This window comes from Nonomuraea antimicrobica, from assembly GCF_039536965.1.
Classification (GTDB): Bacteria; Actinomycetota; Actinomycetes; order Streptosporangiales; family Streptosporangiaceae; genus Nonomuraea; species Nonomuraea antimicrobica.
On sequence record NZ_BAAAZP010000033.1, the window covers coordinates 97,712 to 116,899 of the forward strand.

Here is a 19,188-nt window from a genome sequence, read left to right on the forward strand (position 1 = left end):
AGCCGGCTCCTGGGGGTGAGCGGTCAGGTGGTCCAGTCGACGGCCTTGGTGACGGCCTTCTTCCAACCGGCGTACCCCCGGGCCCGCTCCTCCTCGCTCCACGTCGGCTCCCACCGCCGGTCCTCCGCCCAGTGCGAGCGCAGCTCGTCGGTGTCGTTCCAGTGGCCCACCGCCAGCCCTGCGGCGTATGCGGCCCCGAGCGCCGTCGTCTCGGCGACCACCGGGCGGCTGACCGGCACGCCGAGGATGTCCGACTGGAGCTGCATGCACAGGTCGTTCGCCGTGACGCCGCCGTCCACCTTCAGGACGTCGAGGACCACCCCCGAGTCCTCCTGCATGGCCTCGACCACGTCGCGGCTCTGGTAGCAGATGGCCTCCAGGGTGGCCCGGGCGAGGTGGGCCTCGTTGTTGTAGCGCGACAGGCCGACGATGGCGCCGCGGGCGTCGGCTCGCCAGTACGGCGCGAACAGCCCCGAGAAGGCCGGCACGAAGTACACGCCTCCCGAGTCGCGCACCCGCCGGGCCAGCGTCTCGCTCTCGGCCGCCGAGGTGATGAGGTGGAGCTGGTCGCGCAGCCACTGCACGGCCGAGCCGGTCACCGCGATCGAGCCCTCCAGCGCGAACACCGCGGGCTGGTCGCCGAACTGGTAGGCCACGGTGGTGAGCAGCCCGCTCCGCGAGCGGACGCGGTCGGTGCCGGTGTTGAGCAGCAGGAAGTTGCCGGTGCCGTAGGTGTTCTTGGCCTCGCCGGGCGAGAAGCAGACCTGGCCGACGGTGGCCGCCTGCTGGTCGCCGAGGACGGCGGTGATGGGCACCTCCCCGCCAGCCGGACCGGACCGCAACGTGCCGCCGTAGCCGGTGGGGTCGGCGGAGGGCCGGATCTCGGGCAGCATCGCGCGCGGGATGCCGAAGAACGACAGCAGCTCGTCGTCCCAGTCGAGCGTGTCGAGGTCCATGAGCATCGTACGGCTGGCGTTGGTCACGTCGGTGACGTGCGCGCCGCCGTCGACGCCGCCGGTGAGGTTCCACACGGTCCAGGTGTCGGCGGTGCCGAAGACGGCCTCGCCCCGGTCGACGGCCTCGCGCACGCCGTCCACGTTCTCCAGGATCCACTGGAGCTTGCCGCCGGAGAAGTACGCGTCGGGCCGCAGCCCCGTCCGGTCGCGGATGATCTGGCCGCGCTCGTCCTGTTCGAGGGCGGCGGCGATGCGGTCGGTACGGGTGTCCTGCCAGACGATCGCGTTGTAATACGGGCGCCCGGTACGCGGGTTCCACACCACCGTGGTCTCGCGCTGGTTCGTCACCCCGAGCGCGGCGAGGTCGGTGGTGTGCAGCCCGGCGCGCTGGAGGGTGGTCTCGATGACGGCGGCGGTCCTGGTCCAGATCTCGATCGGGTCGTGCTCGACCCAACCGGCCCTGGGCAGGATCTGCTCGTGTTCGAGCTGGAACTTAGCGACCTCGGCACCGTCGTGATCGAAGATCATGAAGCGGGTGCTGGTGGTGCCCTGGTCGACGGCGCCGACGAAGTCAGGCATGGCGTTGTGTTCTCCTCGGCGTGGTGCAGGGCCCGGCGGTCTGCTCGGGCGTCACTCAGTCGGACGGCTTCACGGTGTCGCGGTCCTGGCCCTGCGGCAGGTGGCGGGCGATGCTCGCCTGGTACAGCCCGGCCCCGAGCGCGCCGCCGACCAGCGGGCCGACGACGGGGACCCAGAAGTACAGGTCGCCGTACTGGTCGCGCCACGCGCCGTGGTAGCCCGTGAGGAAACTGGCCAGGCGCGGCCCGAAGTCGCGCGCCGGGTTGATGGCGTAGCCGGCGTCGGTGCCGAACGACATGCCGATCCCGACGACGAGCAGCCCGATGACGACCGGCCCCATGTTCGCGCTCGGCGCCATGTTGGCCACGTCGGACAGGGCGAAGATGACGAAGAGCAGGATCGCGGTGCCGATGATCTGGTCGCGCAGGCCGCCCCACATGTCCACCGGCAGGGTGCCGTTGCCCGGCAGGGTCGAGAAGACGATCTGCGTCTTGATCGTGTGCCCGGGGTCGGCCAGGTGCAGCACCTCGGTGTAATTCCAGCGCACGATGAGGGCGGCGACGAAGGCCCCGGCGGTCTGCGCGGCGGCGTACGGCAGGACCTTGCGCCACGGGAAGCCGCGGAACAGCGCGAACCCCAGCGAGACGGCGGGGTTGAGGTGCGCCCCCGTGGTGCGTCCCGCGACGTAGACGCCGAGCGCCACCCCGATCCCCCACGCCCAGGCGATGCTGTCGTGGTCGCCCAGCCCGCCGGCCACCACCTGTGCGACGACCCCCGCGCCGAACAGGATGAGCACCATGGTCCCGGCGAACTCCGCGACCAGCTCGCCGGTCAGCCGTCTCCGGCCGGGCGATCGGGCCACCTGCCACCTCCTTGCGCTGTTGTGTGCCTTCCCGCATTACGGGGAATGCATACGAATCGTGCGCAGAGCGTCACCGAAAGTGAGGAATGTGCCGTGGGGATGACCGGTGGGCTCGACGCGCGGGACCGGCGGCGGACCATCGACCGGCTCGGCGAGCAGACCTTCGACGTGCTGGTCGTCGGCGGGGGCGTCACGGGCGCCGGGGCCGCGCTCGACGCCGCCTCACGCGGGCTGCGGGTGGCCCTGGTCGAGAGCCGCGACCTGGCGTCGGGCACGTCGAGCCGGTCGAGCAAGCTGATCCACGGCGGGCTGCGCTATCTGGAGCAGTTCGACTTCAAGCTCGTCAGGGAGGCGCTGAAGGAGCGCGACCTGCTGGTCTCGCGGCTGGCCCCGCATCTGGTCAGGCCCGTCACGTTCCTGTATCCGCTGCGCCGCAAGGTGGTCGAGCAGCCGTACGTGGCGGCCGGTCTGACCCTGTACGACGCGCTGAAGGGCATGCGCCGGCCGATGCCCAGGCACCGCAACCTGTCGGTCAAGGAGGCCCACCGGGTGGCGCCGGGCCTGCGTGCCGACGTGCTGACCGGCGCGATGATCTACTACGACGCCCAGGTGGACGACGCCCGTTTCACGCTCACGCTCGCCCGTACGGCCGCCGCGCACGGGGCCGTGATCGCGACCAGGGCCCGCGCCGTGGCGATGTCGCGGGACGAGCGCGGCGAACGGGTGGTCGGCGCGCGCGTACGCGACGAGGAGAGCGGCCGCGAGGTGGACGTCGCCGCCGACGCCGTGGTGGTGTGCGCGGGCGTGTGGACCGGCCCGGTCTCGGCGCTGCCGGGCGCGGCCGAGCCGGGCTTTCGCGTACGCATGTCGAAGGGCGTGCACGTCATCGTGCCCGGCGAGGCCATCGACTCGCGGACCGGCATGATCATCCGTACCGAGAAGAGCGTGCTGTTCATCATCCCGTGGACCAGGCGCCGCTGGATCGTCGGCACCACCGACACCGACTGGGACGGCGACCGCGCCGAGCCCACGGCCACCGGCGAGGACGTCGACTACCTGCTCGAACACGCCAACTCGGTGCTGGCCAGGCCGCTGACCCGCGACGACGTCGTGGGCCTGTACGTGGGACTGCGTCCGCTGGTGGCCGCCGACGAGGGCTCCGCCACCACGAAACTGTCGCGCGAGCACGTGGTGGACGTGCCGGTCCCCGGGCTGGCCATGATCGCGGGCGGGAAGTTCACGACGTACCGGATCATGGCCAAGGACGTGGTCGACGCCGCGCTGGAGGGCTACGACGTGCCGGAGTCGGTCACCGATCGGCTGCCGCTCGTGGGCGCCGACGGGCTGCCCGCGCTGGAGCGGTCGGTACGCCGCATCGCCGAGGACCACGACCTCGACGACGACACCGTGGCCTACCTCGTCCGGCGCTACGGCAACCTGGCCCTGGAGGTGCTGGAGCTGGTACGCCGTGACCCGTCGCTGGGCGAGCCGCTGCTGGCGCCGGGGCCGTGGCTCAGGGCCGAGGTGTGCTATGCCGTCACCCACGAGGGGGCGCTGCACGCCGAAGACGTCATCGCGCGCAGGACCCGCCTGCTCATCGAGTCGAACGAACTGGCCCACCGGGCAGTGCCGCTGGTCGCCCGGCTCATGGCGGACGTGCTGGGCTGGGACGAGGCGCGGGTGGAGGGGGAGATCTCCCGCTGCCGCGGCCTGGTGGAGGCCGAGCGGGCGGCCCTGGCCCGGGCCAGGACGTCGGGCCACGACCTCGCCGCCACCTGACCGCCCCCAGGGAAGGGACGCGTCACAGCTCGCGGGCGAACGTGACCAGGCTCGTGCCCGGCCCGTTGTAGCCGGGCACCGGGTCGCCGACCGTGAAGCCCAGGCGGCGGTGGAAGGCGATGGAGGTCTCGTTGACCGGCGCGGTGACGGCCCTGACGACACGGCGGCCGTCGGCGCGGGCGAGGTCGAAGAAGCGCTCGTACAGGGTGCGGGCCAGCCCGCCCTGCCGCGCACCCGGGCTCACCCCGACGAAATGGATGTACGCCTCGTCGGCCAGGGACGGCGAGGGGAAGCCGATCAGGAAGCCCGCCAGCCCGTCGGGGCCCTCGGCGATCAGGCTCGTCCGGTGGAAGTGGTCGAGGAAGAGCCGGGGCAGGGCGAGGCTGACCGGACGCCCCCACCAGTCGTCGAGCACGGCGGCGATGGCGTCGTAGTCGCCGGGGGTGGCGGGGCGCAGGGTGTGCGCGCTCATGGACGGGTCAGCCCCAGTGCGGGGGCCGGTTGTCGAGATGGAAGGCGTCGGAGTCGTCGGCGCGCCAGTCGCCCCAGCCCAGGTCGGTGTCGTCGGCGGTCTGCTCGGTGAGGAAATCTTCCACGACGGACATGCTACCGAGTCGGACAAACCAATACCGAGCGTGTTCGCGGGTCCGGGGACAGGCAACGACGACGGCGGTACGATGCCAGAGCAGGTGTCGCCTATCCCCCGTGAGGCTGCGCATGGCCACCCCGACAGGCTGGCGGCGAGAAGGCAATCTGCCGGCGGAGCTGACGAGCTTCGTCGGCCGCACGCGTCTCCTCGCCAACCTCAAACGACACCTCAACGAGTCACGCCTGGTGACCGTCACCGGCATCGGCGGCGTGGGAAAGTCGCGCACCGTGCTGCGCCTGGCCCACCAGGTGCGGGCCCACTACCCCGACGGCGTCTGGTTCGCCGACCTGGCCCGGCTCCAAGACTCGGGCATGGTCAAGCACACCATCGCCTCCGCGCTCGGCATCGCCGACCAGTCGTCGCGAGCGGAGTCGGAGTCGTTGTCCGAGTGGGTGGGCGAGCGCGACATGCTGCTCATCATCGACACGTGCGAGCACCTGGTGCAGGGCTGCGCCGAGCTGATCCACGAGCTGCTGGAGGCCGCGCCCAACCTGAAGGTGCTGGCCACCAGCCGCCAGTCGCTGCACCTGCCCTACGAGCACGTCGTGCCGGTGCCGCCGTTGCAGGTGCCCGGCGACGATCCGGCCGAGAGCCTGTTCACCAACGAGTCGGTGCAGCTCTTCGCGGCCAGGGCCGGGGCGAGCGTGCCCGACTTCGTGCTCGACGAGAACAACATCGGCTCCGTGGCCGAGCTGTGCCGCAGGCTCGACGGCATCCCGCTGGCGATCGAGCTGGCCGCGGTGCGGCTGCGGGCCCTGTCGGTGGACCAGATCCTCGGGCTGCTGGCCGACCGGTTCAGCCTGCTGTCCGGGGCCAGCCGCACGGCGCTGCCCCGTCACCAGACGCTGCGCGCGGCCATCGGGTGGAGCCACGAGCTGTGCGAGCCGGCCGAGCGGCTGCTGTGGGCGCGGCTGTCGGTGTTCGCGGGCGACTTCGAGCTCGACGCGGCCCGCTTCGTCTGCTCCGACGGCCGCCTGCCGTCGGAAGACATCACCGACCTGGTCACCGGCCTGGTGGAGAAGTCGATCCTGCTGATCAGGAGCAACCACGCCGGCGTACGCTACAAGCTGATCGACACCCTGGCCGAATACGGCGAGGAGTGGCTGGACAAGCTCGGGCAGACCGAGCAGATGCGCCAGCGCCACCTGGAGTACTACCTGAGCCTGGCCCAGCGCGGCGAGGACGCCTGGTCGGGGCCGCGGCAGATCTACTGGTTCGTCCGCATGCGGCAGGAGCACGACAACGTCCGGCAGGCGCTGGAGCACGCGCTCAGGTCGCTGGGCAAGTCGGTGCTCGCGCTGACGCTGCTGTCGTCGTTGTGGTTCATGTGGGTGTGCTGTGGTTTCGCCCGCGAGGGGCGCCTCTACCTGGAGCGGGCGCTGGAGGCCAACCCCGCCGTGAGCAAGGAGCGCTGCAAGGCGCTGTGGGTGCTCTCCTACGTCAAGAGCGCCCAGGGCGACAGCGCCGGGGCACTGCACGCCGCCGAGAAGTGCAGCACCGAGGCCGTCCGGGTGGGCGACTCCAGGGCGGTCATCCTGGCCTCCAAGATGCAGGGCACGGCGGCGCTGCTCCAGGGCGACCTGCAGAAGGCCAGCGCGCTGCTGGGCGTGGCGATCGAGTTCAACACCGACAACAAGGAGCTCAACCCCGGCCTGCTGCCCGCGATCGTGGAGCTGTCGATCGTGCTGCAGACGCAGGGCGAGCTGTACGAGGCCGAGTCGCTGCTGCACGACTGCCTGCAAGTGTGCAGGGAGCGCGGGGAGCTGTGGCTCAGCTCGCACGCCCAGTGGGTGCTGGCGGGCACCAGGCTGGCGACCGGCCGCACCGAGGAGGCGCTGCAGAACGTCAGAGAGGCGCTGCGGATCAAACGGCACTTCCACGACACGCTCGGCACCCTGCTGGCGCTGGAGACCGCGGCGCGCATCTTCGTGATGACCGACCGTTTACCGGTGGCCGCCCTCTTGCTCGGGGCGCTGCAGCAAAACTGGAAGACGGCCGGCCTGCCGCGGCTCGGTGCGCCGTGGATGACCGACGAGCACAACGCGTGCGTACGCGACTGCCGCGACCGGATGGGCGAGGTGGCCTACAAGAACGCGCTCGAAGAGGGCGCCACGCTCGACCTCGACGAGGCGTCCGGGCTCGCGCTCGACGACCCGGACGCCCCCGACGAGACCTGACCCCGGCGACCGCCTAGACGGCCTTCGGCCACTGCGTCCCGTCGGGCCAGGCGTGCACGTAGCGCGCGCTGCCGAGGGAGAAGGCGATGTGGCCGCGCACCCAGTGTTCGAGGCCGCGGACATACTTGCGGACCGGGAGCGAGGCCCACTGCTCCAGTGCCGCGCGCCGTTCGAGGAAGGCGGCGACGGTGGCGTTGTGCATCTCGGAGACCTCGCTCAGCGCGTCCTGCAGCACGAGGTTCTTGTGGGTTTCCAGCACCGTGACGAGGTTGTGCCGGGCTTTGTCCCTGTCGCGCTCCTTGGCGTACGACAGGAGGTCGTTGTCCCAGCCGATGAGGTCGCACGCCAGGTCCGACAGCGTGCGCACGTCGGGGTGGTGCCACTCCTCGGCCTCGAGCCGGTAGCCACCGCCCACGTCGATGAGGGCGAAACAGGTGTAGGTGGCCCCGGTGATGCGGCGCATGAGCACGTAGTCGTCGGGGGTGGGGATGAGGTCCACTTCGCGGTTGGCCGCCTCCCAGATCTGGGCGAAGAGGTATTCCTTCACCGTGATCCGCCATCGGTCCACCTGGGCGGGGGTGGCGTACTCGGAGATCCGGTGGAGGAGTTCGGTGAGTGCGAGCCCGAACGCGTCGGCGGCGTCCGGCACGCGGCGCCCGTCGAGGATCTCGAGGAGCGGCGGCAGGGCGCGGGCCAGCGCGGAGGCCCGGTGCCCCACCAACTCGCTCTCGCAGAACGCGTCGTCGAAGGCGAAGAGCCAGTTGTACCAGTCGTTGATCAGTCGGAGGCTGTCGCGCGGCACGGTCGGGTTGGTCCGCGCCGCGAGCAGGCCGATCTTGGAGCGCCGGAAGTGCTCGATCGTCTCGGCGTCGTTGAGCATTTTTGAGGCGGCCAGCCAGGCGTGGCTCTCCGCGTCGACCTCCGAGGCATGAACGTTGATCTCACTCGGGAACGGACATGGCAGCGGAGGGATGTGGAGCGGTCGCCTACTGAAGGAATGCGCAGAAGTAGCCACGTCCCCCAGCATGACGATGGAGTGTTCGAAACGCCACACTAGGCAACTCTGACCGCTTTAATGCTTATTTCATACTATGAAGTATTTTGCGTGAACCATTGAATGAACTGGGCATTCGCGAACATCCGCGCCGTGTCAAGGGCCGAGGGCTGACCGGCGTCCGGGTCGGCACCGCCGTCCAGCAGCGTCCTGACCACGGCAGACTCCTTCTTGAACACCGCGCCCGCGAGCGGTGTCTGCCCACGGTCGTTGGCCCGGTTGGGGTCCGCGCCGCATGTGACAAGCATGCGGACCGTCTCGGCGTGACCGTAATAGGCCGCCAGCATCAGCAAAGTGTCACCTTTGCCGTTGGTCAGGTCGGCCGGCACCCCGGCCTCGACATATGCCCGCAAGGTCTCGGTCTCGCCCGCCCTGGCCAGGTCGAACATCCTGGTGGCGAACTCCTCCAGCTCGTGCTCCCCGTCCATGTGCCCCATTGTGCCTCGATAGGGTGCCCTGCACGGAATCGTTCAGATGCGTCGTAGGTTCTGGAGAGAGTACCTAGGGAAAGGCTGTCCAACCGTGTTCGACCCGAAGGATCTCTACGAGCTCGCAGACGACTCGCCCGAGCTGCCCGATCCGGTGTTGCTGTACCACTTCGATGGTTTCGTCGATGCGGGCAGCGCCGGACGCCTTGCGCTGGGCCACCTGCTGGCCGAGCTGGAGCACCGGGTCGTGGCGACGTTTGACGTGGACCGGCTGCTCGACTATCGGTCGCGGCGTCCCATCATGACGTTCGACACCGACCGGTGGGTGGAGTGTGAGAGCCCCGAGCTGGCCGTGCACGCCGCCAAAGACTCGACGGGCACCGAGTTCCTGCTGATGAGCGGACCGGAGCCGGACCGGGAGTGGGAGTTGTTCACCAAGGCCGTGGCCGATCTGGTGCGACGGCTGCGGGTGAGCAAGCTGGTGACCCTGCACGGCATCCCGATGGCGGTCCCGCACACCCGGCCGCTCGGCGTCACGATGCACGCCAGCAGGCCCGAGCTGATCAACGCGCAGACCAGCGCCTTCGGGCGGGTCCAGGTGCCCGGCAGCGTGGCGGGGCTGCTGGAGCTGCGCCTCGGGGCCAAGGGCCACGACGCGCTCGGCTACGCCATCCACGTCCCGCACTACCTGGCGCAGGCCGAGTACCCGACCGCCGCCGTGACGGGCCTGGAGGCCGTGACGCGGGGGACGGGGCTGGTGTTCCCGATGGACGGGCTGCGCGAGGCGGCCCGGCGTACGACGACGGAGATCGAGGACCAGATCCGCGCCTCCGCCGAGCTGTCCACCGCCATCAACGGGCTCGAGCAGCAGTACGACGCCTTCGCCGGAGGCTCGGAGCGCGAGAACCTCATGGCCGAGCCGATACCGATGCCGACCGGCGACGAGCTGGCCGCGCAGTTCGAGCGCTTCCTGGCCGAGCGTGACGACGAGTAGCGCCGCGCCCGAGGGACCATCGGACAGCCGACAGCCTGAGCCGATGAGCGACATCCGGGTCGGGCTGGTCGGCTACGGCCCGGCGGGGGCCTACTTCCACGCCCCGCTGATCCACGCCACCCCCGGTCTGTCCCTGGCGGCCGTCGTGACCGGGAACCCCGACCGTCAGGCCGAGATCGTCGCCCGCTACGGCGCCGCGGCGGTGAGCGACGTACGCGACCTGTGGGAGCGCTGCGACCTCGTCGTGATCGCCTCGCCCAACAGGACCCACGTGTCCACGGCCACCGCCGCGCTCACCAGGGGCCTGCCCGTCGTCGTGGACAAGCCGCTGGCCAGGACCGCCGAAGAGGGGCGCGAACTGCTGCGCCTGGCCGAAGAGCGCGGCCTCATGCTGACCGTGTTCCACAACCGGCGCTGGGACGGCGACTTCCGCACCCTGCGGCGGCTGGCCGAGGACGGCCGGCTGGGCCGGGTGCTGCGCCTGGAGTCGCGGTTCGAACGGTGGCGACCGGTGCCCAAAGGCGGCTGGCGCGAGACCGGCGGGCCGGAGGAGGTCGGCGGCCTGCTCTACGACCTGGGCAGCCACCTCGTCGACCAGGCGTTGCGGCTGCTCGGCCCGGTGCGCGAGGTCTACTGCGAGAGCGACGTCCGGCGGGAGGGCGTGGCGGCCGACGACGACACGTTCATCGCGCTCACGCACGACTCAGGGGCGCGTTCGCACCTGTGGGTCAGCTCGGTGGCCGCCGAGCGCGGGCCCCGCTTCCGGGTGCTCGGCTCGGCGGCGGGCTTCGTGAAGTACGGGATGGACGTGCAGGAGGAGCGGCTGCGGGCCGGGATGACGCCCGGCTCGCCGGGGTTCGGCGACGACGAGGAGGAGCGCTGGGGCGTGCTGGGCACGGACGACGAGCGGGTGGTCGTGCGTACCGAGCCGGGGGCGTACCTGGACTTCTACCGGGGCGTGGCGGCGGCCCTGCGCGAGGGCGGGCGGCCGCCGGTCGACGCGCGGAGCGCGATCGACGTGCTGACCGTCATCGAGGCGGCCCACCTGTCGGCGAGCCGGCGGATCGTCGTCCACCTGAGCTGAACGGCCGGACTCCCGATCCCTTGGGTCACCCGCGCAGGCGTGCGCGCATGGCGGCCGTGTCGGCGTCGGTCCAGCCGTTCGCGGCCAGCCAGGCCGGCGGCCCGCCGAAGCGGTCGTCGAGCACACCGAGGAACTGCTCCAAGTAGCGCGCCCTGGGCATGTGGTCGTCGGCCGGGCGCGAGTCGAGGTCGTCGCGATAGGTGGCGCTGCCGCGCAGCCGCTTGAGTATCAGCTCCAGCCGCTCCCCCGTGGCCACGTAGTCCTCGACGATGGCCTCCCGCGTCACCCCGGCGATCTCCAGTGCCAGCGCCGACAGCACCCCGGTACGGTCCTTGCCCGCCGCGCAGTGCACGATCGACGCGCCGTCGTTCAGCGCCATCGCGCGCAGGGCCGCCACCACGGCCTCCGGCCGGTCGCGCAGGTAGCCGAAGTAGAACCCGGTGACCCGCAGCTCCTCGTCCAGCGCCTGACCGGTCCACGGGAGCACCCGGTCGCCGTCGATGGTGTCGGCCTCGACGTCGGTGTTCCCGCCGCCCTCGGCGAACAGCGTCAGGTGGTGGTGGCGCACCTCGGGCACCCGGGTCAACGGGCCCGGCCCTTCCAGGGACACCTCCGTGGTGGAACGCAGGTCCACCACGTGCCGCAGGTTCAGCTCGCCCACCAGCCGGGTCACGTCACCGGGCGTGAGGCTCTGCAGGTTGTCGGCGCGGAAGATCCGGCCGCGGAGCGTGTGCCCGCCGTCACGGGTGGGCAGTCCGCCCAGGTCACGCGCGTTGACGGCGCCTTCCAGATCGATCCACCTCGTCAGCTCGCTCATTATTAGGACCCTATATGTCCGCCAAAGATGAGCGAATTCGAGGTTCATAACGCAGCATGAACGTATGGATCCACGAGCTCTGCCTCCCCGGCTGGTGATCGATCCATCGCTGCACCCGGAGATCTCGGCCGAGCTGCGGTCGAGCCCGCACGTTCTCCGCATGGTTCGCTCGGGCGCGCGAATGGACACCACGCACCACCTTCCCCTGCTGCTCGTCCTCCCGGCCTTCCTGCTGATCGCCTCCACATTGCTGGGCCTGCGGATGGCGGTCTTCATAGGCGTGGGGTTCGGCCTGATGACCCTGCTCAGCTGGGTGGCCTCCAACGGCAGCCACCGGTCGGCGAAACGGCGGCTACGGCTGGCGCGGGCGCACGCCGAGCAGTACATCCTGCCGGAGGACCTCGACCATCCCTGTCAGATGCTGCTGCGCCGGGCGCAGAACGCGGTCGACGCGATCATGAACTCGAAGGTGCACAAGGCCGGGCTGATCGACAGCATCGAGAACCAGGTGTCACTGCCCGAGGAGCTGTGGCAGATCGCCCAGCGGCTGCGGCGGTTGTCGTCGATGCACGCCGAGCACGGCAAGCTCATCCCGCGCGAGCTGCCGCCGGGCATGGAGGACGCGTTCAGGCCGTACACGAGCGCGCTCGACGCCGCCTGGACGTCGTTGTCCCAGCGCGTACGCCACCTGGAGAAGTACGCCAAGCAGGTGCTCAAGGCGGACAAGGTCTACCACGCCCACCAGCGCCTCGAGAGGCTGGCCGCCAAGACGCCCGAATACCAGCAGCTCCTCGCCGAGACCGTGCGCGACGAGCTGGCCCACGAGCGCATCAGGGAGCTGTCGGACCAGGCGGCGCACGTACGCAAGTTGTTCGAGGAGAGCATCCTGCAGGCCAGGCAGGCCGCAGGGGAGCTGCTGCGGTCCCCGCTCACGTGAGCGCTCAGCCGACCTCGGCGCGCTTGAGCAGCTCCAGGGTCCTGCGCATGCCGGCCTCGTTGCCGAGGCTGCGGTAGATGTCCCTGGCCTGCTCCAGCGGCTCCACCGCCGCCGCGCGCCCGCCCGCGTCCAGGTGCGCCTGCCCGAGATAGCGCAGGCTCCTGGCCATCCACCACCGGTCGTCCAGGCCCTCGAACTCCTGGACGGCCCGCCGCAGCTCCTGCGCCGACTCCTCGGTCCGCCCGAGCCTGCCCAGCGCGTGTCCGGCCGAGACCGCGCTGCGCGCCACCCCCCACGAGTCGCCCAGCGCGACCAGGATGTCCTCGGCCCGCCGGACGAAGTCCAGCTCGCGCAGCCCGTTGTCCGGGTCGCCCACCTCGCCGGCCGCCCGCAGGCAGCGGGCCTCCTCCCACAGCTCCCCGCGCTGCCTGAACATCTCGGCCGCCCGGTCGAGGCTGAAGCCGGCCCGGGTGAACAGGTTCGCGGCCTTGCGGTGGTCGCCCGCCCGGTGCTCGCCCCGCGCCTGGGCCGCCAGCACCTCACCGTAGACGCGCAGGGTCTGGGCCTCGGAGTAGCGGTTGCCCTCCCGCTTGAAGACCTCCAGGGAGTCCTCCAGCAGCGCCCTGGCCTCCGTGGGCCGCCGCTCGGCCATGCGCATCTCGGCCAGGTTGCGCTGGGTGCGGGCCATCCACCACAGGTCCTCCTCGCCCTTGAACGCGGTGATGGCCCCGACGAGGTAGTCCTGGGCCCGGTCGAGGTGGCCGTCGTTGAACAGCGTCATCCCGATGGTGCGCATGGCCCTGGCCGCCCACCACGACTCGCCCAGCTCGGTGAAGGTCTCCAGGGCGCGTTCCGCCTCGTCCAGCGCCCGCTCGCGCAGGCCCAGGCCGCCGTGCACGGCGGCGCTGTCGAGCAGCGCGATGGCCAGCGAGCGGCGGTCGCCGCTGTGCGCGGCGGCCTCGCGGCCCAGGTCGGCGACGGCCGCCCAGTCGGCCCAGTACGCCCGCAACGAGTGGCACAAGGAGCAGAACGCGCGAGCCAGCCCCCAGGTCAGCTCCCAGAGCCTGAGCTGGTAGGCCAGGTGGATCAGGGCGACGAGGGCGAGCCGCTCGGCGTTGAGCCAGTTGGCGGCCGTGACCTGCCCGCCCCTGACCGACGGGCGGCCGGCCCTGCTCCAGTCCTGCGGCCAGCGGTTCTGGGCGGCCTCCTCGGCGCGGCGGCGGTAGCCGGAAAGGACGCGCTCGATCGCGGCCCTGCGCCGCTCCTCCTCGTCCTGGCCGGCCAGCTCGGCGGCGAACACCCTGACCAGGTCATGCAGCCGGTAGCGCATGGCGCCGGTCTGGTCGGTGCCAGAGCACTCGGCGAGCTGGGCGTCGATGAGCGCTTCGAGCTGGTCGGCGCCGTCGAGGCCGGAGATGTCGAGCAGCTCGCCGGCCACCCAGCCGGGCACGTCGGGCGCGGTCAGCGCGCTGAGCAGGCGCAGCAGGCGGCGTTGCATGCCGGTGCAGTCGTCGTAGCTGAGCTGTACGGAGGCGCGCACGCTCTTGTCCACCGTGGGCGCGACCTCGAGCAGGTCGAGCCGGCGGCGCGTGTCGGCCAGCCGGCCCGCCATCTCGCGCATCGTCCACTGCTCGCGGGTGGCCAGCCGGCCGCCGCAGATGTTGATCGCCAGCGGCAGGTAGTCGCACAGCCGCACGACCTCCTTGGTGGCCTCCAGGTCGTCCACGACCCTGGCGCCGCCCGCCAGCCGGGCCACCAGTTCCACCCCGTGCGCCTCGCTGAACACGCCGAGCCGCGTGTCGTGGGTGCCGTTCAGGAACAGCGGGGCGCGCGAGGTCACCAGCACCGCGCAGCCGGGCTCGGCCGGGATGAGCGGTTTGACCTGCTGGGCGTCGTGGGCGTTGTCCAGGCCGATGAGGATCCGGCGGCCCTTGGTCCAGGTCAGCCAGAGCTTGCGCAGCTCCTCCAGACCACCGGGGTCGGTGGTCAGCCGGACGTCGAGAGCACGCAGGAAGCCGATCAGCACCTCCTCGGGCCGTACGGGCGCGTCCACGCCGCCGCGCAGGTCGGCGTAGAGGCGGCCGTCGTGGAACGAGTTCGCGACCTCCTGCCCGAACCTGGTCATGAGGGCCGACTTGCCGACGCCGCCGCGCCCGTACACGGAGACCACGAGAGGCGGCGACAGGTCGGAGGACTTCTTGCGGGCGGCGAACACCTCACGCAGCTCGGCCAGCGCCTCGGCGCGGCCGGTGAAGTGCTCGGGGACGGGCGGCCAGTGGTCGGGCGAGAGCGCGCCTGACTCTAATCGGGGCTGGGGCTTGGCACCGCGTGACTCGGTGGTCGCCCAGGTGGTCAACCCCACGAGGACCGCCGCGGCCGCGGTCACGCCGATCTTGGCCACCGGCGGGAGGTCCCACTCGACCGAGGCCGCCAGCACGCTCGCGGCGGCGGCCGCCAGACCGGCCGACACGGGCGCGGCCCATGACATCTTCCTGCGTCGTCGTGGTTTGTCCGGCAGCCGGTCCCCTGTCAAAGCAAACCCCCTTCGGGGGTAATACAAGCCGATGGGGTACGGCCTGCGCCAGCCGTACCCCATCTTTCGTTCAACGGCCGATCACATGGCACGTGGCGGTGACCGTCTTGCTCGGGTCGCTCTCCGAGGTGGCGGTGAGCTTGACCCGGGCCAGCCGGTCGGCTCCGGCCGCGCGTACGGCGTCGACGCTCACGAGCGCCTGCTTGCCGAACGCGACGGAGGCCAGCGCGTTGGGCAGCCGGACCGTCCAGCCGTCGCCCTCGACCTCGGCCTTGAGCCGGTAGAGGTCGGAGTTCAGGTACGCGCTGACGTCCTCCGGGTGCTGACCCTGTGCCGGGGCCGCCCTGCCGGTGTTGAGCAGCGGGAACTTGCAGGTGGACTGGTTGTCGCCGGCGGGCACGCCGACCGACGGCAGCACCTTGACGCCGCGCCGCTGCGGTCCCGCGCCGTCCAGCGAGCGGACCGCGACCGTGTACGACAGCTCGCCGTCACGGTTGCGGTGCAGGTCGGTGATGTAGAAGTGCAGGCGGTTGGCCTCGTCGACGTACTCGTACTCGCTGCCGGAGTCGGCGCCGGCGTGGAAGAGGGCGTCGGAGAGCTGGCGGTAGTCGCCGATCGTGATCGGCACCTTGGTCCCGTCGGGCAGCACGTAGTCGGTCATGCCGATGTCCTGCGGGTTGGCGTCGATCACCCACTCGAACGGGGCGCTGTCGACGTCTTTGGTCTTGGCCAACAGGACGCCCGAGTCGGGGGTGAAGGAGTCGCTGCCCATCCGGTCCACGACCTCGACCGTGTAGTTGTTGTAGCGACCGCCGTCGCACAGCGGGTCGTCGGCCTGGCACCCGCTCTTGTCCTCGTTCATGGTGATGTTGATGCCGGACAGCTCGTTCTTGCCCGGCTGCACCACGCGGGCCAGCACCTTCGCGGTGACCAGGCCCGACTCGGCGAGCGCCTCGCGGGAGAGCCGCAGGACGTTCTGCTCGTCCACCATGTTCAGCTTGATCTTGTTGCGGAGCATGTGCTGCGCGCCCATGGACGCGCCCGCGGTGGGCGGGATCAGCCAGCGCGAGTGCGGGCCGCCCGGTCCGTTGAAGCTGCCGCGGCTGAGCATCTCCCAGATGCCGGTGTACGCCCGGCGTGGCGGCACCCCGTACGGGTTGTTGTAGTTGTCGGCGATGCCGAAGATGTGGCTCAGCTCGTGGGCGTAGACGGCCATTCCCGAGCTCTCGGCCTGCACCGAGTCGACGCCGAAGCGGGCGTTGGGCCAGAAGTTGGACCCGGCCTGCCAGGAGCTCCACTCGACGTAGCGGGTGGGCGACCAGTTGGGCAGCGCGGGGTCGGGTGGGCCCCACTCGTCGGGCACCGACTCCTTGGTCGGGAACTTCATCATCCCGAACTCCTGCCAGGTGGACGACTCGTCCTGGCCGGCGCTGAGGTAGAAGACGAAGTCGTACTGGGCGGCCACGTCGGGGCCGACGGCGGCGAGCCACGCGCTGTTGCCGTCGGTCCGCAGGTTCTTGTTGCACGCGTCGCCGGCCGGGCACGACCCGCGCTGGTACTCCATCGCGTACTCGTGGTCCTTGCCCGGCATCGTGTACGGGCCGAACCCGGTCAGATCCACGCCGATCCGGCCGCCGGAGTCCTCCATCCAGTATTCGTGGATGGTGTGCCCCTTGTTGAGGTCGTTCGGGGTGTTGAGGAAGTCCTGGTAGAACTTGGCGACCTGGTCGCGCGGGATGTCGTGGGCCTGGGCGCTGGGGTTGGCGTAGATCGTCGAGCCCTGCGGCTGGGTCACCACGAACGGCTGGTTGGGATAGTCGAGCAGCACGAGCGCGCCCTTGAAGGTGCGCTGGGAGCCCTTGACGGAGGGGTCGTTCCACTTGGTGCCGGGCGGCTTCTTGTAGTCCGCCCAGGTCATGTTGTCGGGGTTCTCCCAGTTCTGCGGATCCAAGGGCTGGAGGCCGCCGGGCGGGCGGGTGCGCATCACCTGGGCGTCGAGGGGTGTGTCTGACTGCCAAGGCTGCGTCTGCGGCCAGTGGTTCTGCCGCCACGGGTGCTCGGGAGCTTCAGGGGGTGCTGCGGAAGCGGGGGTCGCCATCAGGCTCACCGGGATCAGCACGATGGCCGCCAGCAAACCCTTCAGCAGCTTCTTCGGGACGTTCACGGATTGACGGTATAGACGTTGTTGACGGAGATCACCGAGCAGTTGTAGGGAAGACACCTGGTGGCGATTCCGTCACTTGTCGAAAAATCCACGTAAAGGGGTGACTGTGGCGGATCTCCAGCGGACCGTTGACGAGCTCGCCGCCCGTCTCGGCCGCCCCCTGCTGCTCGAGGACCGCGTCCAGCGGGTCGTGGCCTACAGCGAGCAGAGCGGCGCCGTGGACGACGTCCGCCGCGACTCGATCCTGCGCCGGCACACCGTGCCCGAGGTACGGCAGTGGCTGCGGGCGGCGGGCGTCCACGAGGCCACCGCGCCGTTGCGCACCCCGGGCGCACCCGAGCTGGGGCTGCTGCCGCGCGTCTGCGTCCCCGTACGCCACGCCGACGGCCTGCTCGGCTTCCTGTGGTTCATCGACGCCGAGCCGCCCATGTCCGACGTGTGCGTGGCCGCGGCCGCTGCCGCCGCCCCGGCGCTGGCACTGGCCCTGTTCCACGAGAGCCTGGCCAGCGGGCTGGCCTCGCACCGGGAGCTGGAGGCGGTCAGCGGGCTGCTGCTGGGCGAGCGGGACGCGGCCAGGCAGCTCATCGAGGCGGGCGCGTTCCCGCAGGCGCAACCGGTGACCGTGCACGTGGCCAGGCCGCGCACGGCCGAGCCGGACGACGCGCTGAGGCTGGCCCTGGAGCAGGGGCTGCTGGCGCTGCGGCGGCGGCTGAGCGGGCACCATCCGCTGCACCTGGTGCGCTACGACCACGCCGTGCTGCTCACCGCGGGCGCGCCGGTCCCGACCGACGAACTGCACGCGGCCATGCCGGTGCCGGTGGTGGTGGGGGTCGGGCGGCCGAGGGCGGAGCTGGCGGAGGCGGCGGAGTCGTACCGGGAGGCCGGGCAGGCGGCCGAGGTGGCCGCGCGGGTGCCGGGGCTCGGGCGGACGGCGGAGTGGGCGCGGCTGGGCGTCTACCGGATGCTCGTCCAGGTGCCCGACCACGACCTGCATCCTGGGCTGGCGGAGCTGCTGGGGGACGCGCAGTACCTGCCGCTGCTGGAGACGCTGGAGACGTATCTGGACCTGGCGGGCAGCGCGGTGGCCACCTCGCGGGCGCTGCGGCTGCACCGGACGTCGCTGTACTACCGATTACAGCGGGTGGAGGAGCTGGCGGGAACCGACCTGAAAGACGGCGGGGAACGGCTGGCCCTGCACCTCAGCCTCAAGCTGGCCCGACTGTCGGGCCGCTACCTACCGAGGGATTCACACACTTCGTCCTAATTGCACCATGTCCCCGGTTCACGTTTAATGCCGTAAGGGTAATGCCCTGGAGATAGTGCCCTGAGGGCGATCCGACGGGGAGTTCCTAATGGCGTCTGCGAAGCGTGCCGGTCCGGTGGCGAGCAGACGCATGCCCGTAGTGATCCACTCCGCGCCGCTCGTCCTGCCCATGTCCGCCGAGCACCTGCGCGACGGGGCCGTGGCCGTCAGAGGAGAGCGGGTGCTCGCCGTGGGCCCGCGCACCGAGATGCGCCTGTCCTTCCCCGCCGCCGAGGAGCGGCACTGGCGCGGCATGCTCGTCGCGGGCCTGGTGGACGCCTGTTCCGCCGTGACGACCGGCTCCCCCGGGGTGACCGCGCGGGCGCGCGTGGTGTCCGACCTGGCCGACCCCGCCGGCCTGCCCGGCATCTCGTACGTCGCGGTGACCAGCGAGAGCGAGGAGGAGTGGGAGGAGCGCGAGCGGGACGCGGTCATCACCGCCATCCGCGAGTTCGACCGGCCCTGCGCGGTCGGGATCGCCGCGCGCACCCGCAACCCCCTGGTGCTGGAGGACGTGGCCGTGCTGGCCAGGACGTTCGGGCTGCGGCTGCTGGTCGAGCTCGACCGTCACTCCTCCGCGGCGCTGGACGAGACCGGGGTGCTCGGGCCGCTGTGCCACGCCGTGTGCGCCCGGCCGCTCGACCCGGGCGAGCGCAAGCTGCTGCGCCTGCGCGGGACCGCGGTGGCCCTGTGCCCGACGGGGTCCGACCCGGCCACAGACGTGCTGGCGCTGCTGGAGGAGGGCAACACCGTCGCGTTCGGGAGCCGGGGCCCGCGCTCCCGCGCCGGTTCCGGGGGCCCGCTCGCGGCGGCGGCGGCCGTACGGGGGCACGTACGCGGGCTCGGCCTGCGCCCGCGCGGGCTGGACCGCC

15 protein-coding genes are annotated in these 19,188 nt (G+C 71.2%); 7 read left to right on the forward strand and 8 right to left on the reverse strand.

Annotated features, from left to right (window positions below; translation table 11 throughout):
• Positions 1–23 precede the first annotated feature (23 nt).
• Together glpK and ABD844_RS10170 are read right to left on the reverse strand one after the other, a co-directional pair.
• Positions 24–1,535 carry a glycerol kinase GlpK gene (glpK, locus tag ABD844_RS10165; protein WP_344875336.1) on the reverse strand — a complete coding sequence of 504 codons (1,512 nt, stop codon included), beginning with the start codon at positions 1,533–1,535 and terminating at the stop codon, positions 24–26.
• Positions 1,536–1,590: 55 nt separating this feature from the next.
• Positions 1,591–2,397: an MIP/aquaporin family protein gene (locus ABD844_RS10170; RefSeq protein WP_344875338.1), complete on the reverse strand. Its 807-nt coding sequence runs from the start codon at positions 2,395–2,397 to the stop codon at positions 1,591–1,593.
• 99 nt (positions 2,398–2,496) lie between these two features.
• Between ABD844_RS10170 and ABD844_RS10175 the strand changes: the two genes are divergently transcribed.
• Entirely contained in the window at positions 2,497–4,176 is a 1,680-nt protein-coding gene (locus ABD844_RS10175; RefSeq protein WP_344875366.1) for a glycerol-3-phosphate dehydrogenase/oxidase, read from the forward strand.
• Positions 4,177–4,198: 22 nt separating this feature from the next.
• Here ABD844_RS10175 and ABD844_RS10180 read toward each other — a convergent pair whose 3' ends face one another.
• Positions 4,199–4,648, reverse strand: coding sequence for a GNAT family N-acetyltransferase (locus tag ABD844_RS10180; protein ID WP_344875340.1), 450 nt, complete (start codon positions 4,646–4,648; stop codon positions 4,199–4,201).
• Positions 4,649–4,893: 245 nt separating this feature from the next.
• Here ABD844_RS10180 and ABD844_RS10185 point away from each other — a divergent pair, with 245 nt between their 5' ends.
• Positions 4,894–7,002 carry an ATP-binding protein gene (locus tag ABD844_RS10185; protein ID WP_344875342.1) on the forward strand — a complete coding sequence of 703 codons (2,109 nt, stop codon included), beginning with the start codon at positions 4,894–4,896 and terminating at the stop codon, positions 7,000–7,002.
• Between the two features lie 13 nt (positions 7,003–7,015).
• Here the strand turns inward: ABD844_RS10185 and ABD844_RS10190 are convergent, their stop codons facing one another.
• Both ABD844_RS10190 and ABD844_RS10195 read right to left on the reverse strand, forming a co-directional pair.
• Positions 7,016–7,882, reverse strand: coding sequence for a terpene synthase family protein (locus tag ABD844_RS10190; RefSeq protein ID WP_344875344.1), 867 nt, complete (start codon positions 7,880–7,882; stop codon positions 7,016–7,018).
• Between the two features lie 209 nt (positions 7,883–8,091).
• Complete coding sequence (locus ABD844_RS10195; protein ID WP_344875346.1) at positions 8,092–8,484, reverse strand: ankyrin repeat domain-containing protein; 393 nt, start codon at positions 8,482–8,484, stop codon at positions 8,092–8,094.
• Positions 8,485–8,578: 94 nt separating this feature from the next.
• Between ABD844_RS10195 and ABD844_RS10200 the strand changes: the two genes are divergently transcribed.
• Together ABD844_RS10200 and ABD844_RS10205 are read left to right on the forward strand one after the other, a co-directional pair.
• Positions 8,579–9,478: a proteasome assembly chaperone family protein gene (locus ABD844_RS10200; RefSeq protein WP_344875348.1), complete on the forward strand. Its 900-nt coding sequence runs from the start codon at positions 8,579–8,581 to the stop codon at positions 9,476–9,478.
• Positions 9,479–9,521: 43 nt separating this feature from the next.
• The gene (locus ABD844_RS10205) at positions 9,522–10,562 is read left to right on the forward strand and encodes a Gfo/Idh/MocA family oxidoreductase (RefSeq protein WP_344875350.1); all 1,041 of its coding nucleotides are present in this window, start codon (positions 9,522–9,524) and stop codon (positions 10,560–10,562) included.
• 25 nt (positions 10,563–10,587) lie between these two features.
• On the opposite strand, the gene ABD844_RS10210 is transcribed toward ABD844_RS10205, so the two are convergent.
• A complete protein-coding gene (locus ABD844_RS10210) occupies positions 10,588–11,379 on the reverse strand; it encodes a tyrosine-protein phosphatase (RefSeq protein WP_344875352.1) in 792 nt (263 codons plus the stop codon).
• Positions 11,380–11,443: 64 nt separating this feature from the next.
• Here ABD844_RS10210 and ABD844_RS10215 point away from each other — a divergent pair, with 64 nt between their 5' ends.
• Positions 11,444–12,316, forward strand: coding sequence for a hypothetical protein (locus ABD844_RS10215; RefSeq protein ID WP_344875354.1), 873 nt, complete (start codon positions 11,444–11,446; stop codon positions 12,314–12,316).
• A gap of 4 nt (positions 12,317–12,320) precedes the next feature.
• Here the strand turns inward: ABD844_RS10215 and ABD844_RS10220 are convergent, their stop codons facing one another.
• Together ABD844_RS10220 and ABD844_RS10225 are read right to left on the reverse strand one after the other, a co-directional pair.
• On the reverse strand, positions 12,321–14,849 hold the full coding sequence (locus tag ABD844_RS10220) for an NB-ARC domain-containing protein (RefSeq protein WP_344875356.1): 2,529 nt from the start codon (positions 14,847–14,849) through the stop codon (positions 12,321–12,323).
• Positions 14,850–14,919: 70 nt separating this feature from the next.
• Complete coding sequence (locus tag ABD844_RS10225) at positions 14,920–17,013, reverse strand: M6 family metalloprotease domain-containing protein (protein ID WP_344875358.1); 2,094 nt, start codon at positions 17,011–17,013, stop codon at positions 14,920–14,922.
• A gap of 106 nt (positions 17,014–17,119) precedes the next feature.
• On the opposite strand from ABD844_RS10225, the gene ABD844_RS10230 reads away from it, so the two are divergent.
• Together ABD844_RS10230 and ABD844_RS10235 are read left to right on the forward strand one after the other, a co-directional pair.
• Positions 17,120–18,277 (forward strand): PucR family transcriptional regulator, encoded by a 1,158-nt coding sequence (locus ABD844_RS10230; RefSeq protein ID WP_344875360.1) that lies wholly within the window; start codon positions 17,120–17,122, stop codon positions 18,275–18,277.
• Positions 18,278–18,407: 130 nt separating this feature from the next.
• Positions 18,408–19,188, forward strand: a 781-nt coding sequence (locus tag ABD844_RS10235) for an amidohydrolase family protein (RefSeq protein WP_344875362.1), incomplete at its 3' end; no start/stop codon positions are given.

Excerpts from the sequence above, each read along its gene's own strand:
- glpK (WP_344875336.1), bottom strand. The coding sequence starts at position 1,535 with ATGCCTGACTTCGTCGGCGCCGTCGACCAGGGCACCACCAGCACCCGC.
- ABD844_RS10175 (WP_344875366.1), top strand. The coding sequence starts at position 2,497 with ATGACCGGTGGGCTCGACGCGCGGGACCGGCGGCGGACCATCGACCGG.
- ABD844_RS10180 (WP_344875340.1), bottom strand. The coding sequence starts at position 4,648 with ATGAGCGCGCACACCCTGCGCCCCGCCACCCCCGGCGACTACGACGCC.
- ABD844_RS10185 (WP_344875342.1), top strand. The coding sequence starts at position 4,894 with ATGGCCACCCCGACAGGCTGGCGGCGAGAAGGCAATCTGCCGGCGGAG.
- ABD844_RS10190 (WP_344875344.1), bottom strand. The coding sequence starts at position 7,882 with ATGCTCAACGACGCCGAGACGATCGAGCACTTCCGGCGCTCCAAGATC.
- ABD844_RS10195 (WP_344875346.1), bottom strand. The coding sequence starts at position 8,484 with ATGGACGGGGAGCACGAGCTGGAGGAGTTCGCCACCAGGATGTTCGAC.
- ABD844_RS10205 (WP_344875350.1), top strand. The coding sequence starts at position 9,522 with ATGAGCGACATCCGGGTCGGGCTGGTCGGCTACGGCCCGGCGGGGGCC.
- ABD844_RS10210 (WP_344875352.1), bottom strand. The coding sequence starts at position 11,379 with ATGAGCGAGCTGACGAGGTGGATCGATCTGGAAGGCGCCGTCAACGCG.
- ABD844_RS10215 (WP_344875354.1), top strand. The coding sequence starts at position 11,444 with ATGGATCCACGAGCTCTGCCTCCCCGGCTGGTGATCGATCCATCGCTG.